We start from the raw sequence: 21,982 nt of genomic DNA, 5'->3' as shown, positions 1-21,982 counted from the left end.
CATATGCTTGGGAATGGGAATCATCGCACTTGGACGAGCCGACCCAATTTCAAAAGTCGGTTCTCCTCCTCGAACTGTTTGACTTGCGCGCGCAGGTCGTAAAGTTCGTGGAGTAGGGCCAGCTCCCGGTCCAGGGACTGGTCCAGCCTCCTCGTAATTTCGCCAATGGCTTGGCGAAGGGCTGGCACAGGGTCTGAGGCGACTTCGCCCTCGGCCTGGTCCTTAGCTGCAGCCTCAATGGCCGTGATTAGTTCAGCGTAGGCTGGCCTAGACTTCTTGATGCTGCCCCTACCGCATCCCGCCTCGAGAGCCACGGCATCATTGTTGATTGGCTTTTTGCGGACCTTCAAACGCTCCAGGGCGGCGAAGTACTTGTCGACTTGTACCCTGGCGCTCATTCGGCCTCCAGGAATTTTTGGCGCGCTTTGAGGAGTACCCGCAGGTGGTCAACTTCCAGTCGGTGCTCCACGCTGCCTTGATCTTCCTTCGCCAGTGTCGCGACCACCGTCTCTTGTGTCTTGATGAGCATGCCAAGGCGTTTGCCGAACACGACTGCGTTGGGACAGTCCTTCTCCACGCAGTCCCAAGGGATGGGTTCCAATGGCGTGTGATCGCAGCCTTCCACGGCGGTACACCCTCCCAGAACAGTCTCCCTGTAGGCCAGTTTGCCGTCACGAAAGAGCTTCAGTGTCTCTTGCCGGGAGCGGCTGGATACCGTTTTCGCCATCCTCGCGGCCCCGCGGCCGCTAACCTGCCCAATGAGGTCCTCGTCCGAGAACAGCAATGCCATGCTGTAAGCCAGAAAGCTCGACTCTGCCTTGGCGGCAGTCCATTCGTGGCTGAAGTGGTCCTTGTCGAAAACTAGGTTGACGGCCCGGCAGAACCCGTCACTGTAATACGCTCGCATTTCGTCGGTGATGTGTTGCAACTGCCCTTTGAGGGCCGGCAGGCTCACCATGCCCGAGCGATGGGCATATACCGACAGGCTACGGCGGTATTGATGGAAGGTCAGCGGCCAGGGATTCCCGACCTTAATCCCCTCGCGCAGCCAATTCCGCTCCAATTCCATAGCATTAAGTTCATCAATGTCGGCCTGCGTGACGATGGGACAGATTGAAGGGATAAGTTGATCGTTCAATCTCTTGTAGATTGGCGGAGCTCCCGCCTTCTTGTACGGGTTGTCCAGCGTGCAGAACAAAAATGCATCGTCATCCGTTCCGGGGATGTAATTCTTCAACACGTCTAGGACGGTCGACGAGATCCGCTTAGCAAGCAGTATCGCCCGATACCCCTCACGACTTGTAACCCAACTGGCCGGCTTCTTGCGACCTCCATTTAGCTTGTGCGTGTAGCCATTGAGCACATAATGCAAGGCCCCTCCGTAGTCCACCTCTTCAAGCACTCCTTTCAGCGGCAGAATCCTCGCCTCTCCGATTCGCATACCTGTGAAGGCAATCACGAGGTTCATTAACTTGAGCTGAACGAAGGAGAGTTCACCAGCGATAAACCCGCGGAGGCTCGCATGCCCCCATCCTTTCGTCCTCATAACCTTGTGGACTTCTTCGAGCTGGATGTTGCGATGCATGCTCAGCTTTCCTGGGCTCAGGTTTTCCGGCGCATACAGAGTGGCAGCACGCTCCTGTCGATAGGCATCCAACAGAGTGTCTAGATCTCGCTCAAGCACATCCAAACTGTCCAGTAGACTGCCCAGGATTGCGCAATAGATTCGTGAGGGAATGATGGGCGTCTGGTTCTTGGTCTCCTTTGAGGGGGCGGATCGCCGGATCGTCTCACTCAATCGCTTCTGATGGACTTCAACCCGAATCTTGAGGAAGTCGCGGTGGCGCCAAAGCGTCCTGAGCAGGGCTCTAGCAGACTGGGCATAGTTGGAGTTTAGCTCCGCCGACTCTTCGCCAAGCATCTCCGGTTCGCAGAACAAATCGAACAACGTGACACCGCGTTGGTAGGCACCTTGGGCGAGCCTGGTCAGCGTGTTATTCGACGTTACGGTCGTTCTCGAGGCCCTTTGGCGCCCAGTATCAATATGTAGCCACAACAGCGCCTTTTGCTGCTCGCGGATGAGCGCAGCCAATTCGGGTCTGCTGGCTTCAGGTGAAACTGATAGAGCCTGTGCTTCGAAAAAGTAGAGGTTGCACGATGTGTGCATGCCGTCCATATTCATCGAACTTAGGTCCCACACCCGATCCCGGTAACGACTCAAAGGCTGGTCCTGACTGTCCCGGGTGACGACAGTTTGAGAATCGAAGTATGGCTCCACTCCCGAAGCCGTCGACGATCCTAGAATATCACCATGAACATGCGTCGGAGGCGCTGCTTCCAGAAAGGCCAGCCCCTCCTGCAACAGGCTCGGAGCAGTGCCGCGCTGAGTCTGAAGGTCTGTTTTTCTCATGTATGGTCGTTCGAGATTAAACGTCGGCAAAAGCAAAAATGCAGTGGAGGCGAGACGCAGCTAGCCGGCATCGTGGAGTCGGGAGTTAGGCGGCGACAGCAGACCAAGCAAGTGCAGCTGTTGGAGCTTGCTAGACCAGTAGCGGCTGAGCCTACCTTCATGTTCAACTGCCACCCGAGCTCGTTCATGCGCTTCAGGATTGAGTCGTTTCATCTCATTGAGCAGGACACCGATGCGACCGATCACAACGGCATAGACCCGTTCGGCCGCACCGGTGCTACCGGGGCCAGGGGTTAAGCGCTCCAGCACCGATCGGCACGACATCAACTTGATGCAGTCCCCTTCGTCGGCATGGACGTGGTACTTGTCGCAGAAGAAGCAACCTTCGGTTTTCTTGCAATCGGGCCTCACCAGCGGCTCCTCCGTCAGAGCCCTCGGATGGCCGTGGTCTGCGCAGCCCCCGATAGGGATGGCGGTGAGAGGAGTGTCACTCTTCAGCTTCTCGGCTTCCAACCGGTTCCGGACTACGGAAGTCAATGAGGTGAGGAAAGGGGCCACTTCCGACTGCGACTCTGCCTCGGTGATCTTGCTGTATTTGCGGATCGCCGTGCTGACCGAATTCCCCATCATGTCGGCAGCCACCTTGGGGTTGTGCTCTCTGATAACTATGCCAGATTTATAGACACGCAACTGCTGCATCGTGACCGCAGGCAAGTTAATACCTACGAAGCGGAACTTCCTGCGCAATAAAGCAGTGAAGTTCGATCCCAGAGGAGTAATACCTAGCGGCATTTCGGTGCGAGCGCGCAATCCATAAACCGTTTGAATGAACATCGGACTGATGTCCTGGCAGCCAAGCCGCAAACGAAGCGCTTCCCGGAGGCGCAAGTAGGACCGCAAGCGTGTGAAGGTGGTAACAGTCAGGTGGACCGGCACCTCCTTTCCTCCGGCTCGGAACTTGATGACCTTGTGGCGCAAGTTGATCTTTTCTGGGTTCGCCAGTTGCTCTTGCATATCCTCCGGTTCTTCGTAGGACTGTATCGCAGCGAGGTTGGCCCCCGAGTCACCCAAGCACAATCCTGCGTAAGCGACACACCCAAGCTCCATCAGTCGCTCAATGCGAGTCTGAGGAGGAATCTCGACCGAGTGCGCAATCTCGCCCGTATCCCAACGCAGGGCGCCGAGCGGCGCTTCTTTTCTGGCATCCAACTGAGCATCGAGCGTGATCTCCGTCACCGAGTCGAAGACTCCTTGCAAGCATGCCATGAAGCCGGCCACACTTTCAGTTTTGGGAGGCTTGACACCTTCGCTATGGAAAAACGGAATAGGTTCAATCTCGTCGCCGTATTCCCGGTCGTGAACCACGGACATCATCTTGATGGCATTGGTGTCGAGGTTCGACGCTGCCGCCTGGCCGAAGTTATTCCCGGTGCGATTTGCCTGCATTCGCTGCCGCACGTAGCTGTGGTGCTGTTTGAGCGCCTCCAGTGCCAGGTCGGGGTCGCTCAGGACTGCTTCATAGCGTCCCTGGTGGTTAGGCTCGTCTAGCCAGTTCAGAATGCTGGCCAGAAAGTGTAGTCCCTGAGTTACCGTCCGAGGGCGGGCGTTGTCAAATCGGAATCGCTTGGACAGGCGCTCGATAACCCTGGACATATCCTTAACTCGCTGCGCAGATAGGCTGGAGGGATTGAACTGATAGAACTTGCCGGGCAGCAACTTTCGCTCTAGGTAACACCACAAGTGGGTGTGCATCTGCGCCCCGTCCGACATGCGCAGAATGGTGCGCTGAGGGACGTAGAACTCAGGCGCGTCTCCCACCAAGGGAAAGGCTAGCTTGGGTAGCTCAGCGCAATAGGCCCTTCCCGCTTGGGCCCAGTCGGTCAACCGCATATGTTCTGCCTGCTTTCTCTTTCTTGCCATGTCCTTCGCACGTTCAAGCGGAGCGAATCAGCTCATGCAGATGCCTGTTCCAGTCGGCATCGGCCTGTTCGAGTTGGTGCATGTGCTGGCGGTACTGGAGGTAGCGGTCGGTCGTGATTGCATTCGCGTGCCACAGGAGTTTACGCAGTTGGTCCCGAGCCCAGTTGTAGCGCTGGTGGGTGTCTTGATCCTGCAAAACGGCATCAACCCAGTTGACCCCGAAGGATGCCCTGAGGTCATGAAACTTGAAGGAGAAATTCGGAATCGTCTTCCGGACCTCAGGGATGAGGTAGTCGGTCATGAAGCTCCGGAGGTTCTGGCCGGTCGGGGACGAGCGTTTCAGCGGTTCATCGGAGTTCCGCGCGACGTTGAGATCGTCCTTCGACTCGTAGTGAGGGCCACCCCGATTGGAGAGGAACAGATAGTTTTCAGGGGACTCCTTTAGGTCGGACTTGACGCGCCTCGCCATAGCTTTTTCGGACACTGCGTAGGTATGGAGCCATTCATAGAGGTCCCTCTGCACCGATAGGTACACGTCGGTCACATTGTTCTTGGTGTCGATGCCTGTCCCCGGCCCGCAGCGCAGCTTAAACGGCCACTGGTTGACCTGGCTGGGTGGCATGGCGAAGTCGCCCCAACGCAGCGTGAGAACAGTCTGAATCCGGGCGCCAGTCAGGAGCGCAACTAGGTGCATGAGTTCATATTCGCGATTCCCGAGCTTCTTCAACGCGTGGATCAACCCCTTTTGCTCATTCTGAGACAGCGGAACCAAGTTCCCTCCATCATGAATTCCGCGGTCCCAGGCATAGTCTCGCTTTGGGACTTTGACTGACAAGTCAGTTGACTGGACCACTTTGACCTGCTTGAAGCCTTGGGTATCGCGGTACTGAAGGCCGACGGTTAAGTCAACCCAGGGGGCGTTCTGGGGCCGGAAGGCCATCCTTTCGGTCTCCTTCAGAAACCGGTAGAAGCTCACCACCGTTTGCATACGGCCGCTGGCGGTGCTGCGCTTGATGGCGCCGCTGTTGATCAAGTCCTGAAGGTGGGTCTTGTAGAGATAGGTGGGACGAAGATACTTGTCCACCGCTGAGAAATCGTCCCAGTCAAGCCCTACCTCATCGAGGAACCTCTTATAGGCCCGCAACCCCTGGGCAAGGGGGTTCAGCGAAGATGCTTTGAGAGGGTTCGCTCGCGCTCGATCTACCAACCACAGGCAGGCGGGTGCCCACGGTGACCCATCGGCATTCAGAACTAGAGGGAACTTAGGGAACGTTTCCCACTTGATCAACTTGGAGGCGCGTAGCTCTCGCCAGTACTTGACTCGTTCGCCCTTGACCATGTGGTCAACCGGAATGCGTCGAGAACCCGGCTCTTCAGCAACTTGGGTGTTGCGGAAGATAGGTAGGGTGTAGATCGACGGCCCTTCGAGCATGGAGAGTCCTGTATGTAAACATAGCAAGTGTGTCCATACAGGAGCTTCCAGTCAAATGTGTTTTCGCTCGGTGAACCTGTTAATGGAACAGGAAGTTCAGCACGTCGCCGTCCTTGACCACATAGTCCTTGCCTTCGGCGCGCATCTTGCCCGCATCCTTGGCAGCCTGTTCGCCCTTGAGCGCGATGTAGTCGTCAAACGCAATGGTCTGCGCGCGGATGAAGCCGCGCTCGAAATCGCCGTGGATCACGCCCGCGGCCTGGGGCGCGGTGGCGCCGACGGGCACGGTCCAGGCGCGGACTTCCTTCACGCCAGCGGTGAAGTAGGTCTGCAGGCCCAGCAGGCGGAAGCCGGCGCGGATCAGGCGGTTCAGGCCGGGTTCGTCCTGGCCCATCTCGGCCAGGAACATGTCGCGGTCCTCATCGCTCATCTCGGCCATCTCGGCTTCCATCTTGGCGCAGATGGCCACGACGGGCGCGCCCTGGGCCGCGGCGTATTCCTTCAGGCGGTCGAGCAGCGGGTTGTTCTCGAAGCCGTCTTCGCTGACGTTGCCGACGAACATCGCGGGCTTGGCGGTGATCAGGCAGAAGGGCTTGAGCAGCGGTGCGTCTTCCTTGGACACCGGCACCACGCGCGCGGGCTTGCCTTCGTTGAGCGCAGCAAGGATGGGCGTGAGCAGCGACACCAGCTTGGCGGCTTCCTTGTCGTTGCCCGACTTGGCGGCCTTGCTGTAGCGGTTGATGGCCTTCTCGACGGTGTTCATGTCGGCCAGGCACAGCTCGGTCTGGATGACTTCGATGTCGGAGATCGGGTCGACGCGGCCCGCGACGTGGATCACGTTGTCGTCTTCGAAGCAGCGCACCACGTTGACGATGGCGTCGGTTTCACGGATGTGGGCCAGGAACTGGTTGCCCAGGCCTTCACCCTTGCTCGCGCCCGCGACCAGGCCCGCAATGTCGACGAACTCGACGATGGCCGGCACGATGCGCTCGGGATGGATGATCTCGGCCAGCTGGTCCAGGCGCGGATCGGGCACTTCGACCACGCCGGTGTTCGGCTCGATGGTGCAGAAGGGGTAGTTTTCGGCCGCAATGCCGGCCTTGGTCAGTGCATTGAAGAGGGTGGACTTGCCCACGTTGGGCAGGCCCACGATGCCGCATTTCAGGCTCATGGCAGGGCTTTCTGGAGATCTGGGGACAAACCGAGTATTTTAAGCCTTACCCGCATATCCTTGCCGGCCATGCTTTTGGCGCATGGCCAGGCGGCGTCATCCTGTGCCCCGCGCGGGCTCAGAAGGCGTGCGACATGCCCACGCCAAACGCGGTGCGCGACGCGACGTTCGCATCGCGCTTGTGGCCCAGGCTCGCGTACAGCGTGGTGCGCTTGGACAGCGCATAGTCCGCGCCCACCGACGCAAAGCGGTTGGTGTCCTGGTTCAGGCGCTGGTGGCCATACCCGGCCTTGAGCGTGGTCGCGCCCATCGTGTAGGTGCCGCCCAGCGTGGTGGCGCGCGACTTGGCGACGTTGCCGGCGCTGCGGCTGTCGTCGTAGGCCAGCATCAGCGCGGCGTTGCCGAAGCGGTATTTGCCGGCAAGAAAGCTGTCCTTGTCGCCCACGCTGTTGCGCTCGTAGGCCGCCAGCGCCGACACGCCCTGGTTTTCATACTCCAGCGCCGCGGCATACGGGCGCTGCGTTGCGCCCAGTTCGCTCTGGCGCTCGGGCGACGCGCTCAGGCGCACGGTGAAGCCGGCCATCTTCGGCGAGTCGTAGAAGATGCCGTTGTTGATGCGGCCGTACTCGGCCGTGCCATTGTTGCCGAACGGATCGCTGGGCGTGAGCGCATGCCACTGGTACCAGGCCGGCGAGGCGATGCGGTTGAAGTTGCCCCAGGGATCGAACTTCCAGTCCTGCGCCCACATCGGCGTCAACGCGCGGCCGATGCGCAGCGTGCCCCAGCCGGCCTGCAGGCCCACGGTGGATTCGTCATGCCAGAAGGGCTTGACGCCCGCGCCCTCGGACTCGCCGGTGTCGAGCTCCAGGCGCGTGCTCAGGCGGAAGATGGCCTTCATGCCGCCGCCCAGGTCTTCGAAGCCCGAGATCGCGACATTGCTGCGCTGGATGGTGCCCAGCTGGTTCACGCCATCGAAGCTGCGGTAGACGCCGGCATCGAGCAGGCCGTTGATCGATACCGAGGATTGCGCCCAGGCGGGCACCGAAGCCGCGAAGCTGCCAAGAACGGCACAGGCCAGGAGCCGGGGGGAATTGCAGCGCATGATGAATTTCTCTCCTTTGAACGGATCGTTTCCGGCAAGGCTTTTCCGCGGGCGGAAAGCGGGCGCCAGCCCGGGGCGGGTCGGCGTCTGGAAACGATGGGTTTGGGGCAGGTGCCCCAGGCGATGGCCGGGCCGCGCGTCTTGCGCGCAGCACCCGCCAGCAAGGAACTGCACCGGCACGCATCAGGCGCAGCCAGGGTCCGGAGACCATGGCCGCGGCGCGCACGCCAGCAGTCGAGAAAGCCGCCGGGAGTGCGGGCTCGACGTACGGGGCGCAGGCAACGCATTGCCGTCCTCGGCCGAACCCATGGCCCGGCGGCCAAAGGCAGATCGGCGGGGCCTGAGCCGCCGCCTTCCAGCGCGCATTCTAGCCAGCGCATCCCGCAGGGACGGATGGAAAAACCGCGCGCTGCCCTGCTGCTTTGGCGCGGCTTCAGCCAGCCGCGCGATCGTCGGTTATGGTGAGCACGCGCGCGCCCGTGCGCAGCACCTGCCCCAGGCCGCGGGCCACGATCGCATGCCGGCCGAATGTCACTGCGCCCTTCACGCGCGCATCCTGGCGGTAGCTGCGCAATGTCCGGCCGACCTCGGGCGAGGCCAGTGCGGTCAGCGGGTCGATGTCGGGAATCGGGCAGCGCGTGCAGGGCTTGGCCAGCTGCAATTGCACCTCGCCGATCCGCAGTTGGGCCAGATGGTCCTCGGCATGCGGCGCCAGGCCGTCGAGCACGATGTTCGGTCGAAAACGCTGCATGCCCACGGGCGCATGGCCTTGGGCCGCGAGCCGCGCATTGAGCCCGTCCAGCGCGCCCTGCGTGATCACCAGCACCGGGTGGCCGTCGGCAAACTGGTTGGGCGCCTCGATTCCGCCCGTCCATTGGAGGCTGGTCAGGCGGCGCTCGCGGCTGTCGAAACGCACCAGCCGGCACTCCTTGCCGAGAAACGCGCCCAGCCGGCGCGCGGCCTCGTCGCCCAGGTCCCAGGCCTGCAACTGGTCCTTCCAGACCCGCACCGTGCGCGACACGCCGCCCTCGGCCAGCGGCACACGCAGTTCGGTGCCGCCAAACGCCAGCACCAGCGCATCGGCTTCGAGCCGCGGCTGCACCAGCGCCATGCGCGCCAGCGTGCGCTGGCTCAGGAAAAGCCCGTTGGCATCGACCAGCATCCAGCTGCGGTCCCAGGCCAGCCCGGTGGCCTGCAGTTCGGCCGAATCGACCTCGATGCCGGCAAAGGATTTGACCGGATAAATCCACAGCCGGGCAATCCGGCCGGGCGTGGCGGCCGATGGCGGGAACGTTCCCGCATTTTGATTGTCTATATGCACCATGCACGCGATTCTCCCAGCGATTGACAGTGCGCAATGCGCGCTGGACGCCGAGGAATTCCCAGCCTCCTACAATCCCCCGCATGGCGCAAACCTTTGATATCTGTATCCGTGGGGCCGGCATCGTCGGCCGTACCCTGGCCCTGCTGCTTGCCCGCGAGCGCCTGCGCGTTGCGCTGGTGGCGGCTCCCGCGGCAACCGCCGGGCACCATGACGTGCGGGCCTATGCCCTGAACGCGGCCTCGCGCCAGTTGCTCGAATCGCTGCGCAGCTGGCCCGACGCCCAGCACGCCACGGCCGTGCGGCACATGGAAGTGCATGGCGATCTCGACGGCAACGTGCATTTCGATGCCCAGGCCCAGGACGTCGATGCGCTGGCCTGGATCGTCGACGTGCCCGCGCTCGAAGCCCGGCTTGGCGAGGCCGTGCGCTACCAGCCCGGCGTCGAGCTGGTCGATGCGCCAGTGGCCGCGCCGCTCACCGCGGTCTGCGAAGGCCGCGCCAGCCGCACGCGCGCCGAGTTCGGCGTGGAGTTCGCGATCACGCCCTACGGCCAGCATGCGATTGCCACGCGATTGCACTGCGAACTGCCGCACGGTGAAAGCGCGCGCCAGTGGCTTGCGCCCGAAGGCATCCTGGCGCTGCTGCCGCTCGACGGCCCGCAAGGCCATACGGTGGCCGTGGTCTGGTCGATCGCGCAGGAAAACGTCGCCGCCTGGATGAACGCCAGCCCCGAAGCCTTCACCCAGCGGCTCGAAGACATCAGCCAGGGCGCGCTGGGCCGGCTCACGCTCGCCAGCGAACGCGTCGAATGGCCGCTGCAGCAGGCCCTGGCCGACCGCTGGAGCGGCACGCTGGGCGATGGCGGCAGCTGGGTGCTGGTCGGCGACGCCGCGCACAACGTGCATCCCCTGGCGGGCCAGGGGCTGAACCTGGGCCTGGGCGATGCGCAGGCCCTGGCGCGCGTGCTGCAAGAGCGCGATGCCTGGCGCAGCACCGGCGACCTGCGGCTGCTGCGCCGCTACGAGCGCGAACGCAAGGCCGCGCTGGCGCCGATGGGCCTGGCCATGGACGGCCTGCAGCAGCTCTTCACGCGCCGCGAGGCGCCATTGCAGGCGCTGCGCAACTGGGGCATGAAGGGCTTCGAGCACAGCGGCCCGATCAAGGCCTGGATGGCACGCCAGGCCATGGGACTTGGGACCTGAGGGCATGGCCCTCGTTGACTACGGAACATTTGCTATGAAATTGATGACTTCGCTGCTTGCAGCAGGCCTTTTGTCCATTGGAATGACCGCGCAGGCCCAGGACGCGGCGCTGAAGAAGACGCTGACCGAACGCATTCCCCAGCTCGACAAGATCGAGGAAGTGCGGCCCACGCCCATGCCCGGCCTGTTTGAAGTGCGCATCGGCACCGACCTGTTCTACACCGATGCCAAGGGCAACTACCTGATCCAGGGCGAGCTGATCGACACCAAGGCGCGGCGCAACCTGACCGAGGACCGCATCAACCAGCTGACCTCGGTCGACTTCTCGGCGCTGCCGCTCAAGGACGCCTTCACCATCGTGCGCGGCAACGGCGCGCGCAAGATGGCGGTGTTCGAAGACCCGAACTGCGGCTACTGCAAGCGCTTCGAGCGCGACCTGCAAAAGGTCGACAACGTCACCATCCACCTGTTCCTCTATCCCATCCTGAGCCCGGACTCGGCCGAGAAATCGCGCAACATCTGGTGCGCCAAGGACCGCGTCCAGGCCTGGCATGACCACATGCTGCGCGACAAGGTCACGCCCGCGGCCAGCTGCGACACCGCGGCGCTGCAGCGCAACCTGGCGTTCGGCCGCAAGTACAAGATCACCGGCACGCCGACGCTGATCTTCGCCAACAACGCACGCGTGCCCGGCGCCATCAGCGCCGCCGAAGTCGAGAAGCATCTCGAGGCCCGTTGACCCCGGAGCGCCCGGCGCCCTTTTCCATTCACGGCCCGCGGGCACGGCATTGCACGCGTCCGGGGCACAGTCCTGAATCGACCCGCCCATGCCCGCCACCCCAGCCGCCCTCCTTCCCGCCCCCGTGCACTACCGCGTCAGTGCGCAGGATCTCCAGGCCCGCCTGTTTGCCATCGAACTGCTGGTGCAGGCGCCCGCCGCGCAGCAGCAGGTCTCGCTGCCGGTGTGGATTCCGGGCAGCTATCTGGTGCGGGAATTCGCGAAGAACCTGCAAGGCCTGGAGGCCACGCAGGCCGGCGCCAGCGTGGGCGTGCGCCAGCTCGGCAAGCAGCGCTGGCAGATCGACTGCCAGGCCGGCGTGCCCTTGACGCTGCGCTACGAGGTCTGCGCCTATGACAACTCGGTGCGCACCGCCTGGCTCGATGCGCAGCGCGGCTTCTTCAACGGCACCAGCCTGTGCCTGCGCGTGCTGGGCCAGGAAGACGCGCTGCACAGCCTCGAACTCGCGGCCACGCCGGCAACAGCGAACTGGTCGATTGCCACCGGCCTGGAACCCGTGCATATCGACGGCCAGGGCTTTGGCCTGTACCGCGCGCAGGACTACGACGAGCTGGTCGACTGCCCGGTCGAGATGGGCCGTTTCTGGAGCGGCTTCTTCGAGGCCGGCGGCATCAGCCACCAGTTTGTCGTGGCCGGCGCGGCCGAATCCTTCGACCACGCGCGCCTGCTCGAAGACAGCCGCCGCATCTGCGAGGCCGCGATCGGCTTCTGGCATGCGCATGACGGCAGCCGCGCGCCGCATGGCCGCTATGTGTTCATGCTGAATGTCGTCAACGACGGCTACGGCGGGCTCGAGCACCGCAACTCGACGGCGTTGATCTGCAGCCGCCGCGACCTGCCGCGCACGGGCGACGGCAAGACCAGCGACGGCTACGCGACGCTGCTGGGCCTGATCAGCCACGAATACTTCCACACCTGGAACGTCAAGCGCCTGCGCCCCGACGCGTTCGCGCGCTACGACTACGACCAGGAGAACTACACCGAGCTGCTGTGGTTCTTCGAAGGCTTCACCAGCTACTACGACGACCTGCTGCTGCTGCGCGCCGGGCTGATCGACGAGGCGCGCTACCTCAAGCTGCTCGCCAAGACCATCAACCAGGTGCTGCAGACGCCGGGCCGCCAGCTGCAAAGCGTGGCGCAGTCGAGCTTCGATGCCTGGGTCAGGTACTACCGCCAGGACGAGAACACGGCCAACAGCACCGTGAGCTACTACACCAAGGGCGCGCTGGTCGCGCTGTGCCTGGACCTGACGCTGCGCCGCGAAGGCAAGGGCTCGCTCGACGCCGTGATGCGCGTGCTCTGGCAGCGCTGCCAGGGCGGACCGATGTCCGAAGCCGATGTGCTGGCCGTGCTCGAGCAGGTCGCGGGCCGCAGCTATGCCGAGGAACTCGCGCAATGGGTGCATGGCACGGCCGAGCTGCCGCTGGAAGAGTTGCTGGCCGCGCACGGCGTGCGCCTGCAGGCCGAGCCGCCCCAGCCCGCGCAGCGCCTGGGCCTGCGCGTGCAGGAGAACCACAGCATCCAGATCAAGGCCGTGCTGCGCGGCGGCCTGGCCGAGCGCGCGGGTTTCATGGCCGGCGATGAATGGCTGGGCATCGAACTGGAGAGCGGCGCGGGCTGGCGCCTGACCAAGCTCGAAGACATCGCGTTCTACGCGGGCCAGGCGCAGCAGCTCACGGCGCTGGTGGCGCGCGATCAGCAACTGCTGTGGCTGCCACTGGCGCTGAACGAGCCGCAAGGGGCGCTGGCGGCGAATGTGGGGCTGGCGGTTGCGGATGGGGATCTGGCGAAGCGCTGGCTGCGGAATGCGGCCACCGTTCGTCCTGAGCCTGTCGAAGGATGACCGGCCTGCCCTCAAGACCACCCCTGCCCTCCCTTGGTTATAGTGTCCAAGCCATCACAACTACGACTCGGAGATATCCCCTTGGCCTACGAAATGATCGAAGTTCGCACCGAAGCCGAAAAAGTCGGCGTCATCACCCTCAACCGCCCCAAGCAGCTCAACGCGCTCAATGACCAGCTCATGACCGAGCTGGGCGCGGCGCTGCAGGCGTTCGATGCCGACGAGAACATCGGCTGCGTCATCATCACCGGCAGCGAGAAGGCGTTTGCCGCGGGTGCCGACATCGGCGCGATGGCCAAGTACAGCTTTGTCGATGCCTACAAGGGCGACTACATCACGCGCAACTGGGAAGCCATCCGCAGCATCCGCAAGCCGGTGATCGCGGCCGTGTCGGGCTTTGCGCTGGGCGGCGGCTGCGAGCTGGCCATGATGTGCGACTTCATCATTGCCGCCGACAACGCGAAATTCGGCCAGCCCGAGATCAAGCTGGGCGTGATTCCCGGCGCGGGCGGCACGCAGCGCCTGCCGCGCGCCGTGGGCAAGTCCAAGGCCATGGACATGGCGCTCACCGGCCGCATGATGGACGCGACCGAAGCCGAGCGCGCAGGCCTGGTGAGCCGCGTCGTCGCGCTCGACAAGCTCATGGACGAAGCGCTGGGCGCGGCGCTGCAGATCAGCGGCTTCTCGCAGATCGCGGTCATGGCGGCCAAGGAATCGGTCAACCGCGCCTTCGAGGGCAGCCTCAGCGACGGCGTGATGTTCGAGCGCCGCCTGTTCCACGCGCTGTTCGCCACGCAGGACCAGAAGGAAGGCATGGATGCGTTCGTCAACAAGCGCCCGGCCCATTTCACGCACCAGTGAAGCCCAAGATTTTTTGCAGGAAATCCATGAAGCGGCGATTTTTCGCCTATAATTGCTGGCTTCGGTCGTATAGCTCAGTCGGTTAGAGCGCAGCATTCATAATGCTGATGTCGCAGGTTCGAGTCCCGCTACGACCACCAGACAGAAAACCGCAGTGTTTGCAAAGACACTGCGGTTTTTTCTTTGCGGCAGCGAAATTTCAGGCGCCGGTTCGGCTTGGGGATAAAGATGCCCCAGTTGGCGGCAAAGGCCATTTCTTCCTATACAATCGCGGACCATCGGTCGTATAGCTCAGTCGGTTAGAGCGCAGCATTCATAATGCTGATGTCGCAGGTTCGAGTCCCGCTACGACCACCAGATTCAAGCCCCAAGCGCGCAAGCGCCTGGGGCTTTTGGTTTTTGGCCAGGCCGCATGCGGCCCTCCCCCATCTTCGGAAACAGGCGCGGCAAAGACGTATTTCTTTGTTACGCGGTGCATCCAAGCGCCGACCTTGCGGGTAGAAGAACAGTCGGGCACACCAAATCGCAACAAAACAGCGTGCATGACATTTCCTCCACTTCAAGGACAAGCAAATGCATCGATTCCAGATCTTTCGCCCGGTAGCGGTCATGTCGGCTGTTTTCGCACTTGCTGCCTGCGGCGGCGGCGGTGACGACACCCCGCCGGCGCCGCCCGAGGTCACGCTGGGCAACACCATTGCCGTCACCGCGTCGGGCCGGGTCATCAGCTTCGACCGCGCCACGCCCGGCGCGCTCAGCAGCAACGCCGCGCTGTCGGGGCTGGCGACCGGGGAAACGCTGGTCGGCATTGACGTGCGCCCGGCCGATGGCCTGATCTACGCGGTCAGCTCGACCAGCCGCATCTACACGCTGGATGCCAAGACCGGCGCGCTGAGCTTCAAGTCGGCGCTCAGCATCGCGCTGGCCGGCAGCCAGTTCGGTGTCGACTTCAACCCTGTGGCCGACCGGCTGCGCCTGGTCAGCAACACCGGCCAGAACCTGCGCGTCGATGTGAACACGGGCGTGGCCACCGCGGATGGCGCGATCAATGGCGTGGCGGGCGCGGCGATCACCGCTTCGGCCTATACCAACGCGTTCGCGGGCGCGACCACGACCCAGCTCTACAACCTCGATGCCGCGGGCACGCTGTACCTGCAGGATCCGCCCAACAACGGCACGCTGGCCAACCCGGTGGCGCAGAACGTGACGTTCTCGGCCAGCAACGGCTTCGACATCGATGCGCGCAACAACCAGGGCTATGCCGCGCTGGCCGTGAACGGCACGGCCCAGCTCTACACGATTGCGCTGAGCGGCACGGCGGGCGCCAAACTGGTGGGCACCATCGGCACCGGCGAGGCGCTGGTCGGCCTCACGCTGACGCAGCCAGCCGCGCCGCTGGCCTATGTGCTCGATGATGCGGCCCAGCTGCGCAGCTTCGCGCCGGCCACGCCGGGCACGCTGTCGGCGCCGGTGAAGATCGCAGGACTGGCCACGGGCGAGAACGTGCTGGGCATGGATTTCCGCCCGGCCAACGGCCGCCTCTATGCGCTGACCAGCATCGGCCGCCTGCTGACCGTGGATCCCGCCACGGGCGCCACGGCGCATGCCGCGACGCTGAGCCCCGATCCGGCCGATACCACCGCGCCCTATGCGCGCCTGAACGGCGCGAGCTTCGTCGTCGACTTCAACCCCGTGGCCGACCGCCTGCGCGTGATCAGCAACCTGGGCCAGAACCTGCGCATCAACGTCGACACGGGCGGCACCACGACCGACGGCGACATCAACCGCGCCATGCCGCCGGTGGTGTCCGCCGGGGCCTATACCAACAGCTTTGCGGGCGCGACCGCCACCGATCTCTATGACATCGAACGCGCGCAGAACGTGCTGGCCAAGCAGACGCCGCCCAACGACGGCACGCTGGTCGATGTCGGCCCGCTGAACGTGACCGCCAACGGCACCGCGGCGCTGGACATCGCCGGCGGCGCCAACGGCCTGGTGCTGGCCGCGCTGCGCTCCACGCCCACCGGTCCTTTCAGCCTCTACACGCTGTCGCTGACCACCGGGGCGGCCACGCTCTACGGCAACACCAGCGGCGATGCCACGCGCTCGTATATCGGCGGCGCGGCAGGTCCGGTGGTGCTCGATATCGCGATCCGCTATTGAGGCATTGACGCGGCGCCGGCGACTGGCCTTCGCGGCAGCGCGCGGCGCCGCGCAATTTCCAGATATCGAAGCATGAAAAGCTTCGTTGGGCAAAACGGCAGCAAAACCTAGCATGGACAGGCCAGCGCTCGTCCGCCCGCCCCGGGTGGACCGCAGCGACTTCCCCACCTGCCGCCAGAGTTTCCATGCCTCCCACCCAGACTCCCCAAGCCCCCCAAGCCCCCTCCGCCGGCCTCGATACGCGCGTGCGCGTGGCCGTCGATGTCGGCGGCACCTTTACCGATGTCGTGCTGCTGCACGGCGCGCGCAAGCACACCGTGAAGGTGCTCACCACGCCGCAGGCGCCCGAGCAGGCCGTGCTGTCGGGCGTCGAGGAGATCCTGCGCCTCGCGGAGCTCGACTGGACGCAGGTCGAACTGCTGATCCTGGGCACGACGCTGGCCACCAACGCGCTGATCGAGCGCAAGGGCGCGAAGACCGCGCTGATCACCACGCACGGCTTTCGCGATCTGGTCGAGATCGGCCTCGAAGACCGCTTCGCGCAATACGACGTGTTCCTCGAAAAACCCGCGCCTCTGGTGCCGCGCCACTGGCGCCATGGCGTCGTGGAGCGTGTGAATGCCGCGGGCCAGGCGCTGACGGCGCTCGATGAAGCCCAGGTCGAGGCGCTGGCCAAGCAGCTCGTGGCCGATGGCATCGAGAGCGTGGCCGTGTGCTTTCTGCATGGCTATGCGAATCCGGTCCACGAGCGCCGCGTGCGCGCCATCCTGGCGAAACATGCGCCGCAGCTGTGGGTCTCGCTGGCCTCCGATGTGTGCCCCGAGATCCGCGAATACGAGCGCCTGTCCACGGTGTCGGCCAATGCCTATGTGCAGCCGCAGGTCGCGGGCTATCTGCGCCGGCTGCAGCAGGGCCTCACGCAGCGCGGCCTGCACTCGGAACCCTTTTTGATGACCTCGGGCGGCGCGCTCACCACGCTGCAAAGCGGCATCGACGAGCCGGTGCGCCTGGTCGAATCCGGCCCCGCGGGCGGCGCGGTGCTGGCGCGCCAGGTGGCCGAGCAGATCGGCGCGGCGCGCGCGCTGTCGTTCGACATGGGCGGCACCACGGCCAAGATCTGCTTCATCGACGACTACCAGCCGCAGGTCAGCCGCAGCTTCGAGTTCGGCCGCGTGCACCGCCACCTCAAGGGCTCGGGACTGCCGATCCGCATTCCGGTGATCGAGATGGTCGAGATCGGCGCGGGCGGCGGCTCGATCGCGCGCGTCAACCACCTGGGCGTGGTGCAGGTCGGCCCCGACAGCGCGGGATCGAGCCCGGGCCCGGCGGCCTATGGCCTGGGCGGCGCGCAGCCCACCGTGACCGATGCGCATGCGGCGCTGGGCCATGTCGACCCGGCGCGCTTTGCCGTCGGCAAGGTGCAGCTCGATCCGCGATTGGCCCGCGCCGCGCTGGAGCGCGGGCTCGGTGCGCAGACCGGGCTCGAGGCCGAACCCGCGGCCCAGGCCGTGATCGACATCGTCACCGAGAACATGGCCAACGCCGCGCGCGTGCATGCGTCGGAGCTGGGCAAGTCTGCCGATGAAAGCACGCTGATCGCGTTTGGCGGCGCGGCACCGCTGCATGCCGCATTGCTGGCGCGCAAGCTGGGCATCGCGCGCCTGGTGGTGCCGAATTCGGCGGGCGTGGGCTCGGCGCTGGGCTTTCTCTGGGCGCCCGTGGCCTACCAGACGGTGCGCAGCCTGCACCAGCGCCTGGGCCGCATCGACCACACGGCCGTCGAGCGCCTGCTGGGCGAACTCACCGAAACCGCCGATGCCGTGGTGCTGCGCGCCGCGCCGGGCGAGGTGCTGGTGCGCCAGCGCCAGGTGTTCATGCGCTACGCGGGCCAGGGCCACGAGATTCCCGTGGCCCTGCCCGACGGGCCCTTCGACGCCTCGGCTTCTTCCCTGCTGCACCAGCGCTTCGAGCAGCGCTACGCCGAGCTCTATGGCCGCAGCCTGCCGCACATCGCGGCCGAGGCCGTGAGCTGGTCGGTGGCGGTGCAGGCCGGCGAACATGCGGCGCCCGCGCCTGATCACATTCCCGCCGACCAGGCGCGCGCGGTTTCCACGCAAAGCCGCGAGGTCTACGACGCCGACAGCGGCCAATGGCAGGCCGTGCCGGTCTACGAACGCCAGCTGCTCAAGCCCGGCCAATGGCTTGCCGGCCCGGCGCTGATTGTCGAAGATGAAACCACCACCCATGTGATCGCGGGCTTCGAAGTGCGCCTGAGCCAGCTGGGCGCGCTGATTCTCGACGACACGCAGCAGCTGGCGCGGGCGGCCGAGGCAGAAGCCGAACTGGTGGTGGCCGCATGAGCGCCGCCGCACAACGCCAGGCCCTGCGCCAGACCATCCGCCGGCAACTGATCTGGAGCCGCCTGCTGGCCGTGGTCGAAGAGCAGGCCCAGGCGCTGATACGCACCGCCTTCGGCACCTCGACGCGCGAGGCCGGCGACCTGTCGGCGGGCGTGTTCCTGCCCGACGGCCGCATGATCGCGCAGGCCGTCACGGGCACGCCGGGCCATGTGAACTCGATGGCCGACTCGGTGCTGCATTTCCTGCGCGCCTACCCCGCCGAGACCATGCGCGATGGCGATGTGTTCATCACCAACGACCCATGGAAAGGCACGGGCCACCTCTATGACGTGGTGATGGTCACGCCGGTGTTCCACCAGGCGAAGATCGTCGCGCTGTTTGCCTCGACGGTGCATGTGGTCGATATCGGCGGCCTGGGCGCGGGGCCCGACGGCCTGGAGATCTACCACGAAGGCCTGTTCCTGCCGCTGCTGCATTTCGTGCGCGAAGGCGTGCTGCAGGAGGCGATCCTGGCCATCGTGCGCGCCAATGTGCGCGAACCCGAACAGGTCGAGGGCGACCTGCATGCGCTGGTGGCCTGCAACGCCGTGGGCGCGCGCCGGCTGCAGCAGCTGCTGCGCGAATTCGCGCTCGATGACCTGCGGGCCCAGGGCGACTACATCGTGGAGCGCTCGGCGCGCGCCATGCGCGAGGCCCTGCGCGCATGGCCCAAGGGGACCTGGCACAACCACATGACGGTGGATGGCTACGACGCGCCGCTGGAGCTGCATGCGGCCGTGACCATCGATGAGGACGGCGTGCGCGTCGACTTCACCGGCACCTCGGGCACGGTGCCGCGCGGCATCAACGTGCCCAAGGCCTATACCGATGCCTACACCTCGTTTGGCATCCGCTGCCTGATCGGCTCCGACGTGCCGAACAATTCGGGCTCGCTGGCCGCGATCCAGGTCACCGCGCCCGAAGGCTCGATCGTCAACGCGCTGCCGCCCGCGGCCGTCACGGCGCGCTCGGCAATCGGCCAGATGCTGCCGGACCTGGTGTTCGGCGCACTGCGCCAGGCGCGCCCCGACCGCGTGCCGGCCGAGGGCGCGTCGTCGCTGTGGAACATCCATCTCGTCGGCGGCCGGCCGTTCCCGGGCGGGCCCAACGAGGCGCTGGCCCAGGCGCGGCGCTTCTCGATCACCAGCTTCACCACTGGCGGCACGGGCGCGCGGCCGGGCCAGGACGGGCTCTCGGCCACGGCCTATCCCAGCGGCGTGCGCAATGTCTCGCTGGAGATCCTCGAGACGCAGGCGCCGCTGCTGTTCCGGCGCAAGGAGTACCGCGCCGACTCGGGTGGCGCGGGCGCGCAGCGCGGCGGCCTGGGCCAGACGATTGCCGTGGAGAACGCCGACGGCGCGCCGATGGTGCTGGCCGCGAGCTGGGACCGCGTGCGCTTCGCGCCGCGCGGCGCGCTGGGCGGCGGCGATGGCGCCACAGGCCGGGCGCGGCTGCAGAACGCGGGCACGCTGCTGCGCGGCAAGGGCCGGCAGCTGATTCCCGCAGGCGAAGTGCTGATCGTCGAGACCCCCGGTGGCGCGGGCCTGGGCGATCCGCGCGAACGCGACCCCGCGCGCCTGGCGCGCGATCTGCAGGCCGGCCTGGTCTCTGCCGAAGGCGCAGCGCAGTATTCGGCTGCGGCGGAGGTGCCGGCATGAGCGACGCAAAGCAAGTCATTCGCCAGCAACTCGCGTGGAACCGGTTGTTGTCCGTGGTCGAGGAACAGGCGCAGACGCTGATCCGCACCGCCTTTGGCACGCCCACGCGCGAGGCCGGCGATCTGTCGGCCGGCGTGTTCCTCCCCGACGGCCGCATGGTCGCGCAGGCCGTGACCGGCACGCCCGGCCATGTGAATGCGATGGCCGAATCGGTCAAGCATTTCCTGCATGCGTTCCCGCTGCACGGCATGCGCGACGGCGATGTGTTCCTCACCAACGACCCGTGGAAAGGCACGGGCCATCTGTTCGACATGACCATGGTCACGCCGGTGTTCCGCGCGGGCCGCGCCGTGGCGCTGTTCGCGGCGACGCTGCATGTGGTCGATATCGGCGGCATCGGCTCAAGCCCCGACGGCCTGGAGATCTACCACGAGGGGCTGTTCCTGCCCATCCTGCGCTTCATTCGCGCCGGCGAGGTGGACCCGGCGGTGCTGGCCATCATCCATGCCAATGTGCGCGATCCGGCCCAGGTCGAAGGCGACCTGTTCGCGCTGGTCGCCTGCAACGAAGTCGGCAGCCGGCGGCTGAAGACGCTGATGCAGGAGTTCGCGCTGGACGACCTCGAGGCGCTGGGCGACTACATCATTGCGCAGTCGGCGCGCGCCATGCGCAACGCGCTTGCGCAGTGGCCGCGGGGCGTGTGGCACAACACGCTGGTGTCCGACGGCTACGACGCGCCGGTCACGCTCACGGCCAGCGTCACCATCTCCGACGACGGCATCGACGTGGACTTCAGCGGCACCTCGGGCACGGTGGCGCGCGGCATCAATGTGCCCAAGGCCTATACCGACGCCTATACCTCGTTTGGCGTGCGCTGCCTGGTCGGCGCCGATGTGCCCAACAACGCCGGCTCGCTGGCGCCGATCCGCATCGCTGCGCCCGAAGGCTGCATCCTCAACGCGCTGCACCCTGCCGCGGTCACGGCGCGCCATGTGATCGGCCAGTTGCTGCCCGACGTGGTGTTCGGCGCGCTGCGCCAGGCGCGTCCCGATCTGGTTCCGGCCGAAGGCGCGTCGTCGCTGTGGAACCTGCAGCTGGTGGGCGGCGAGGGCCTGAGCGGCGCGAGTGCCGAGGACAACGCCGCGCTGCGCAACGGCCCGCGCTTCAATGCGATCAGTTTCTCGACCGGCGGCACGGGCGCGCGCCCGGGCCAGGACGGGCTTTCGGTCACCGCCTACCCCAGCGGCGTGCGCAATGTATCGCTGGAAATCCTCGAGACCCAGGCGCCGCTGCGCTTCGAGCGCAAGGAGTTCCGCACGGACTCGGGCGGCGCGGGCGCGGCGCGCGGCGGGCTGGGCCAGGTGATCGAAGTGCGCCATGCCGACCCAAAGGCCGCGCTGCTGATTGCCGCGGCCTTCGACCGTGTGCACCACCCGGCGCGCGGCGCGCTCGGCGGCCTCGACGGCGCGCCCGGGCGCCTGTACCTGGCCTCGGGCGCCACGCTCCAGCCCAAGGGCCGCCAGGTCGTGCCCGCGGGCGACCGGCTGATCGTCGAGACCCCGGGCGGCGGCGGCCTGGGCCTGCCCGCGCAGCGCCCCGCCGAGCGCATCGCGCAAGACCTGCGCCATGGGCTGATCTCGCCCGAAGCGGCCGCAGCCTATGCGCAGGCCGCTGGTCCCGGCTAACCGTTCGTGGTGA

15 protein-coding genes and 2 tRNA genes are annotated in these 21,982 nt (G+C 65.4%); 10 read left to right on the top strand and 7 right to left on the bottom strand.

What is annotated here, in order from left to right; genetic code table 11:
- Positions 1-20: 20 nt before the first annotated feature.
- The 7 genes from HUK68_RS02690 to HUK68_RS02660 form a co-directional block, all read right to left on the bottom strand.
- The gene (locus HUK68_RS02690) at positions 21-398 is read right to left on the bottom strand and encodes a hypothetical protein (RefSeq protein WP_024815627.1); all 378 of its coding nucleotides are present in this window, start codon (positions 396-398) and stop codon (positions 21-23) included.
- On the bottom strand, positions 395-2,410 hold the full coding sequence (locus HUK68_RS02685; RefSeq protein WP_238324277.1) for a hypothetical protein: 2,016 nt from the start codon (positions 2,408-2,410) through the stop codon (positions 395-397). The genes HUK68_RS02690 and HUK68_RS02685 overlap by 4 nt, the downstream gene beginning before the upstream one ends.
- Positions 2,411-2,470: 60 nt before the next feature.
- Positions 2,471-4,330 carry a hypothetical protein gene (locus tag HUK68_RS02680; protein ID WP_244146234.1) on the bottom strand — a complete coding sequence of 620 codons (1,860 nt, stop codon included), beginning with the start codon at positions 4,328-4,330 and terminating at the stop codon, positions 2,471-2,473.
- Between the two features lie 13 nt (positions 4,331-4,343).
- The gene (locus HUK68_RS02675) at positions 4,344-5,762 is read right to left on the bottom strand and encodes a site-specific integrase (protein ID WP_175502824.1); all 1,419 of its coding nucleotides are present in this window, start codon (positions 5,760-5,762) and stop codon (positions 4,344-4,346) included.
- A gap of 79 nt (positions 5,763-5,841) precedes the next feature.
- Positions 5,842-6,933: a redox-regulated ATPase YchF gene (ychF, locus tag HUK68_RS02670; RefSeq protein WP_175502823.1), complete on the bottom strand. Its 1,092-nt coding sequence runs from the start codon at positions 6,931-6,933 to the stop codon at positions 5,842-5,844.
- 118 nt (positions 6,934-7,051) lie between these two features.
- The gene (locus tag HUK68_RS02665; protein ID WP_175502822.1) at positions 7,052-8,035 is read right to left on the bottom strand and encodes a porin; all 984 of its coding nucleotides are present in this window, start codon (positions 8,033-8,035) and stop codon (positions 7,052-7,054) included.
- Positions 8,036-8,468: 433 nt separating this feature from the next.
- Positions 8,469-9,359 (bottom strand): MOSC domain-containing protein, encoded by an 891-nt coding sequence (locus HUK68_RS02660; RefSeq protein ID WP_175502821.1) that lies wholly within the window; start codon positions 9,357-9,359, stop codon positions 8,469-8,471.
- An 80-nt stretch (positions 9,360-9,439) separates the two neighbouring features.
- On the opposite strand from HUK68_RS02660, the gene HUK68_RS02655 reads away from it, so the two are divergent.
- The 10 genes from HUK68_RS02655 (at position 9,440) to HUK68_RS02610 (ending at position 21,969) form a co-directional block, all read left to right on the top strand.
- A complete protein-coding gene (locus HUK68_RS02655; protein ID WP_175502820.1) occupies positions 9,440-10,561 on the top strand; it encodes an FAD-dependent monooxygenase in 1,122 nt (373 codons plus the stop codon).
- Between the two features lie 34 nt (positions 10,562-10,595).
- Entirely contained in the window at positions 10,596-11,300 is a 705-nt protein-coding gene (locus HUK68_RS02650; protein ID WP_175502819.1) for a DsbC family protein, read from the top strand.
- An 88-nt stretch (positions 11,301-11,388) separates the two neighbouring features.
- Positions 11,389-13,203: a M61 family metallopeptidase gene (locus HUK68_RS02645; protein WP_175502818.1), complete on the top strand. Its 1,815-nt coding sequence runs from the start codon at positions 11,389-11,391 to the stop codon at positions 13,201-13,203.
- An 81-nt stretch (positions 13,204-13,284) separates the two neighbouring features.
- A complete protein-coding gene (locus tag HUK68_RS02640) occupies positions 13,285-14,064 on the top strand; it encodes an enoyl-CoA hydratase (RefSeq protein ID WP_175502817.1) in 780 nt (259 codons plus the stop codon).
- Between the two features lie 63 nt (positions 14,065-14,127).
- Positions 14,128-14,204: transfer RNA gene (locus HUK68_RS02635), tRNA-Met, on the top strand.
- A gap of 140 nt (positions 14,205-14,344) precedes the next feature.
- A tRNA-Met gene (locus HUK68_RS02630) sits at positions 14,345-14,421 on the top strand.
- Between the two features lie 216 nt (positions 14,422-14,637).
- On the top strand, positions 14,638-16,227 hold the full coding sequence (locus HUK68_RS02625) for a DUF4394 domain-containing protein (RefSeq protein ID WP_175502816.1): 1,590 nt from the start codon (positions 14,638-14,640) through the stop codon (positions 16,225-16,227).
- 185 nt (positions 16,228-16,412) lie between these two features.
- A complete protein-coding gene (locus HUK68_RS02620; RefSeq protein ID WP_175502815.1) occupies positions 16,413-18,587 on the top strand; it encodes a hydantoinase/oxoprolinase family protein in 2,175 nt (724 codons plus the stop codon).
- Positions 18,584-20,284: a hydantoinase B/oxoprolinase family protein gene (locus HUK68_RS02615; RefSeq protein WP_175502814.1), complete on the top strand. Its 1,701-nt coding sequence runs from the start codon at positions 18,584-18,586 to the stop codon at positions 20,282-20,284. The genes HUK68_RS02620 and HUK68_RS02615 overlap by 4 nt, the downstream gene beginning before the upstream one ends.
- A complete protein-coding gene (locus HUK68_RS02610; RefSeq protein ID WP_175502813.1) occupies positions 20,281-21,969 on the top strand; it encodes a hydantoinase B/oxoprolinase family protein in 1,689 nt (562 codons plus the stop codon). The genes HUK68_RS02615 and HUK68_RS02610 overlap by 4 nt, the downstream gene beginning before the upstream one ends.
- Positions 21,970-21,982 lie beyond the last annotated feature (13 nt).

Origin of the sequence: Comamonas antarctica (assembly GCF_013363755.1) — a bacterium.
Lineage (GTDB): Bacteria > Pseudomonadota > Gammaproteobacteria > Burkholderiales > Burkholderiaceae_C > Comamonas > Comamonas antarctica.
The sequence above is the reverse complement of the archived record's forward strand: the minus strand, read 5'-3'. Positions and strand labels throughout refer to the sequence as shown.

Coding starts and splice junctions, on each gene's coding strand:
- HUK68_RS02690 (WP_024815627.1), bottom strand. CDS start 398: ATGAGCGCCAGGGTACAAGTCGACAAGTACTTCGCCGCCCTGGAGCGT.
- HUK68_RS02685 (WP_238324277.1), bottom strand. CDS start 2,410: ATGAGAAAAACAGACCTTCAGACTCAGCGCGGCACTGCTCCGAGCCTG.
- HUK68_RS02680 (WP_244146234.1), bottom strand. CDS start 4,330: ATGGCAAGAAAGAGAAAGCAGGCAGAACATATGCGGTTGACCGACTGG.
- HUK68_RS02675 (WP_175502824.1), bottom strand. CDS start 5,762: ATGCTCGAAGGGCCGTCGATCTACACCCTACCTATCTTCCGCAACACC.
- ychF (WP_175502823.1), bottom strand. CDS start 6,933: ATGAGCCTGAAATGCGGCATCGTGGGCCTGCCCAACGTGGGCAAGTCC.
- HUK68_RS02665 (WP_175502822.1), bottom strand. CDS start 8,035: ATGCGCTGCAATTCCCCCCGGCTCCTGGCCTGTGCCGTTCTTGGCAGC.
- HUK68_RS02660 (WP_175502821.1), bottom strand. CDS start 9,359: ATGGTGCATATAGACAATCAAAATGCGGGAACGTTCCCGCCATCGGCC.
- HUK68_RS02655 (WP_175502820.1), top strand. CDS start 9,440: ATGGCGCAAACCTTTGATATCTGTATCCGTGGGGCCGGCATCGTCGGC.
- HUK68_RS02650 (WP_175502819.1), top strand. CDS start 10,596: ATGAAATTGATGACTTCGCTGCTTGCAGCAGGCCTTTTGTCCATTGGA.
- HUK68_RS02645 (WP_175502818.1), top strand. CDS start 11,389: ATGCCCGCCACCCCAGCCGCCCTCCTTCCCGCCCCCGTGCACTACCGC.
- HUK68_RS02625 (WP_175502816.1), top strand. CDS start 14,638: ATGCATCGATTCCAGATCTTTCGCCCGGTAGCGGTCATGTCGGCTGTT.
- HUK68_RS02620 (WP_175502815.1), top strand. CDS start 16,413: ATGCCTCCCACCCAGACTCCCCAAGCCCCCCAAGCCCCCTCCGCCGGC.
- HUK68_RS02615 (WP_175502814.1), top strand. CDS start 18,584: ATGAGCGCCGCCGCACAACGCCAGGCCCTGCGCCAGACCATCCGCCGG.
- HUK68_RS02610 (WP_175502813.1), top strand. CDS start 20,281: ATGAGCGACGCAAAGCAAGTCATTCGCCAGCAACTCGCGTGGAACCGG.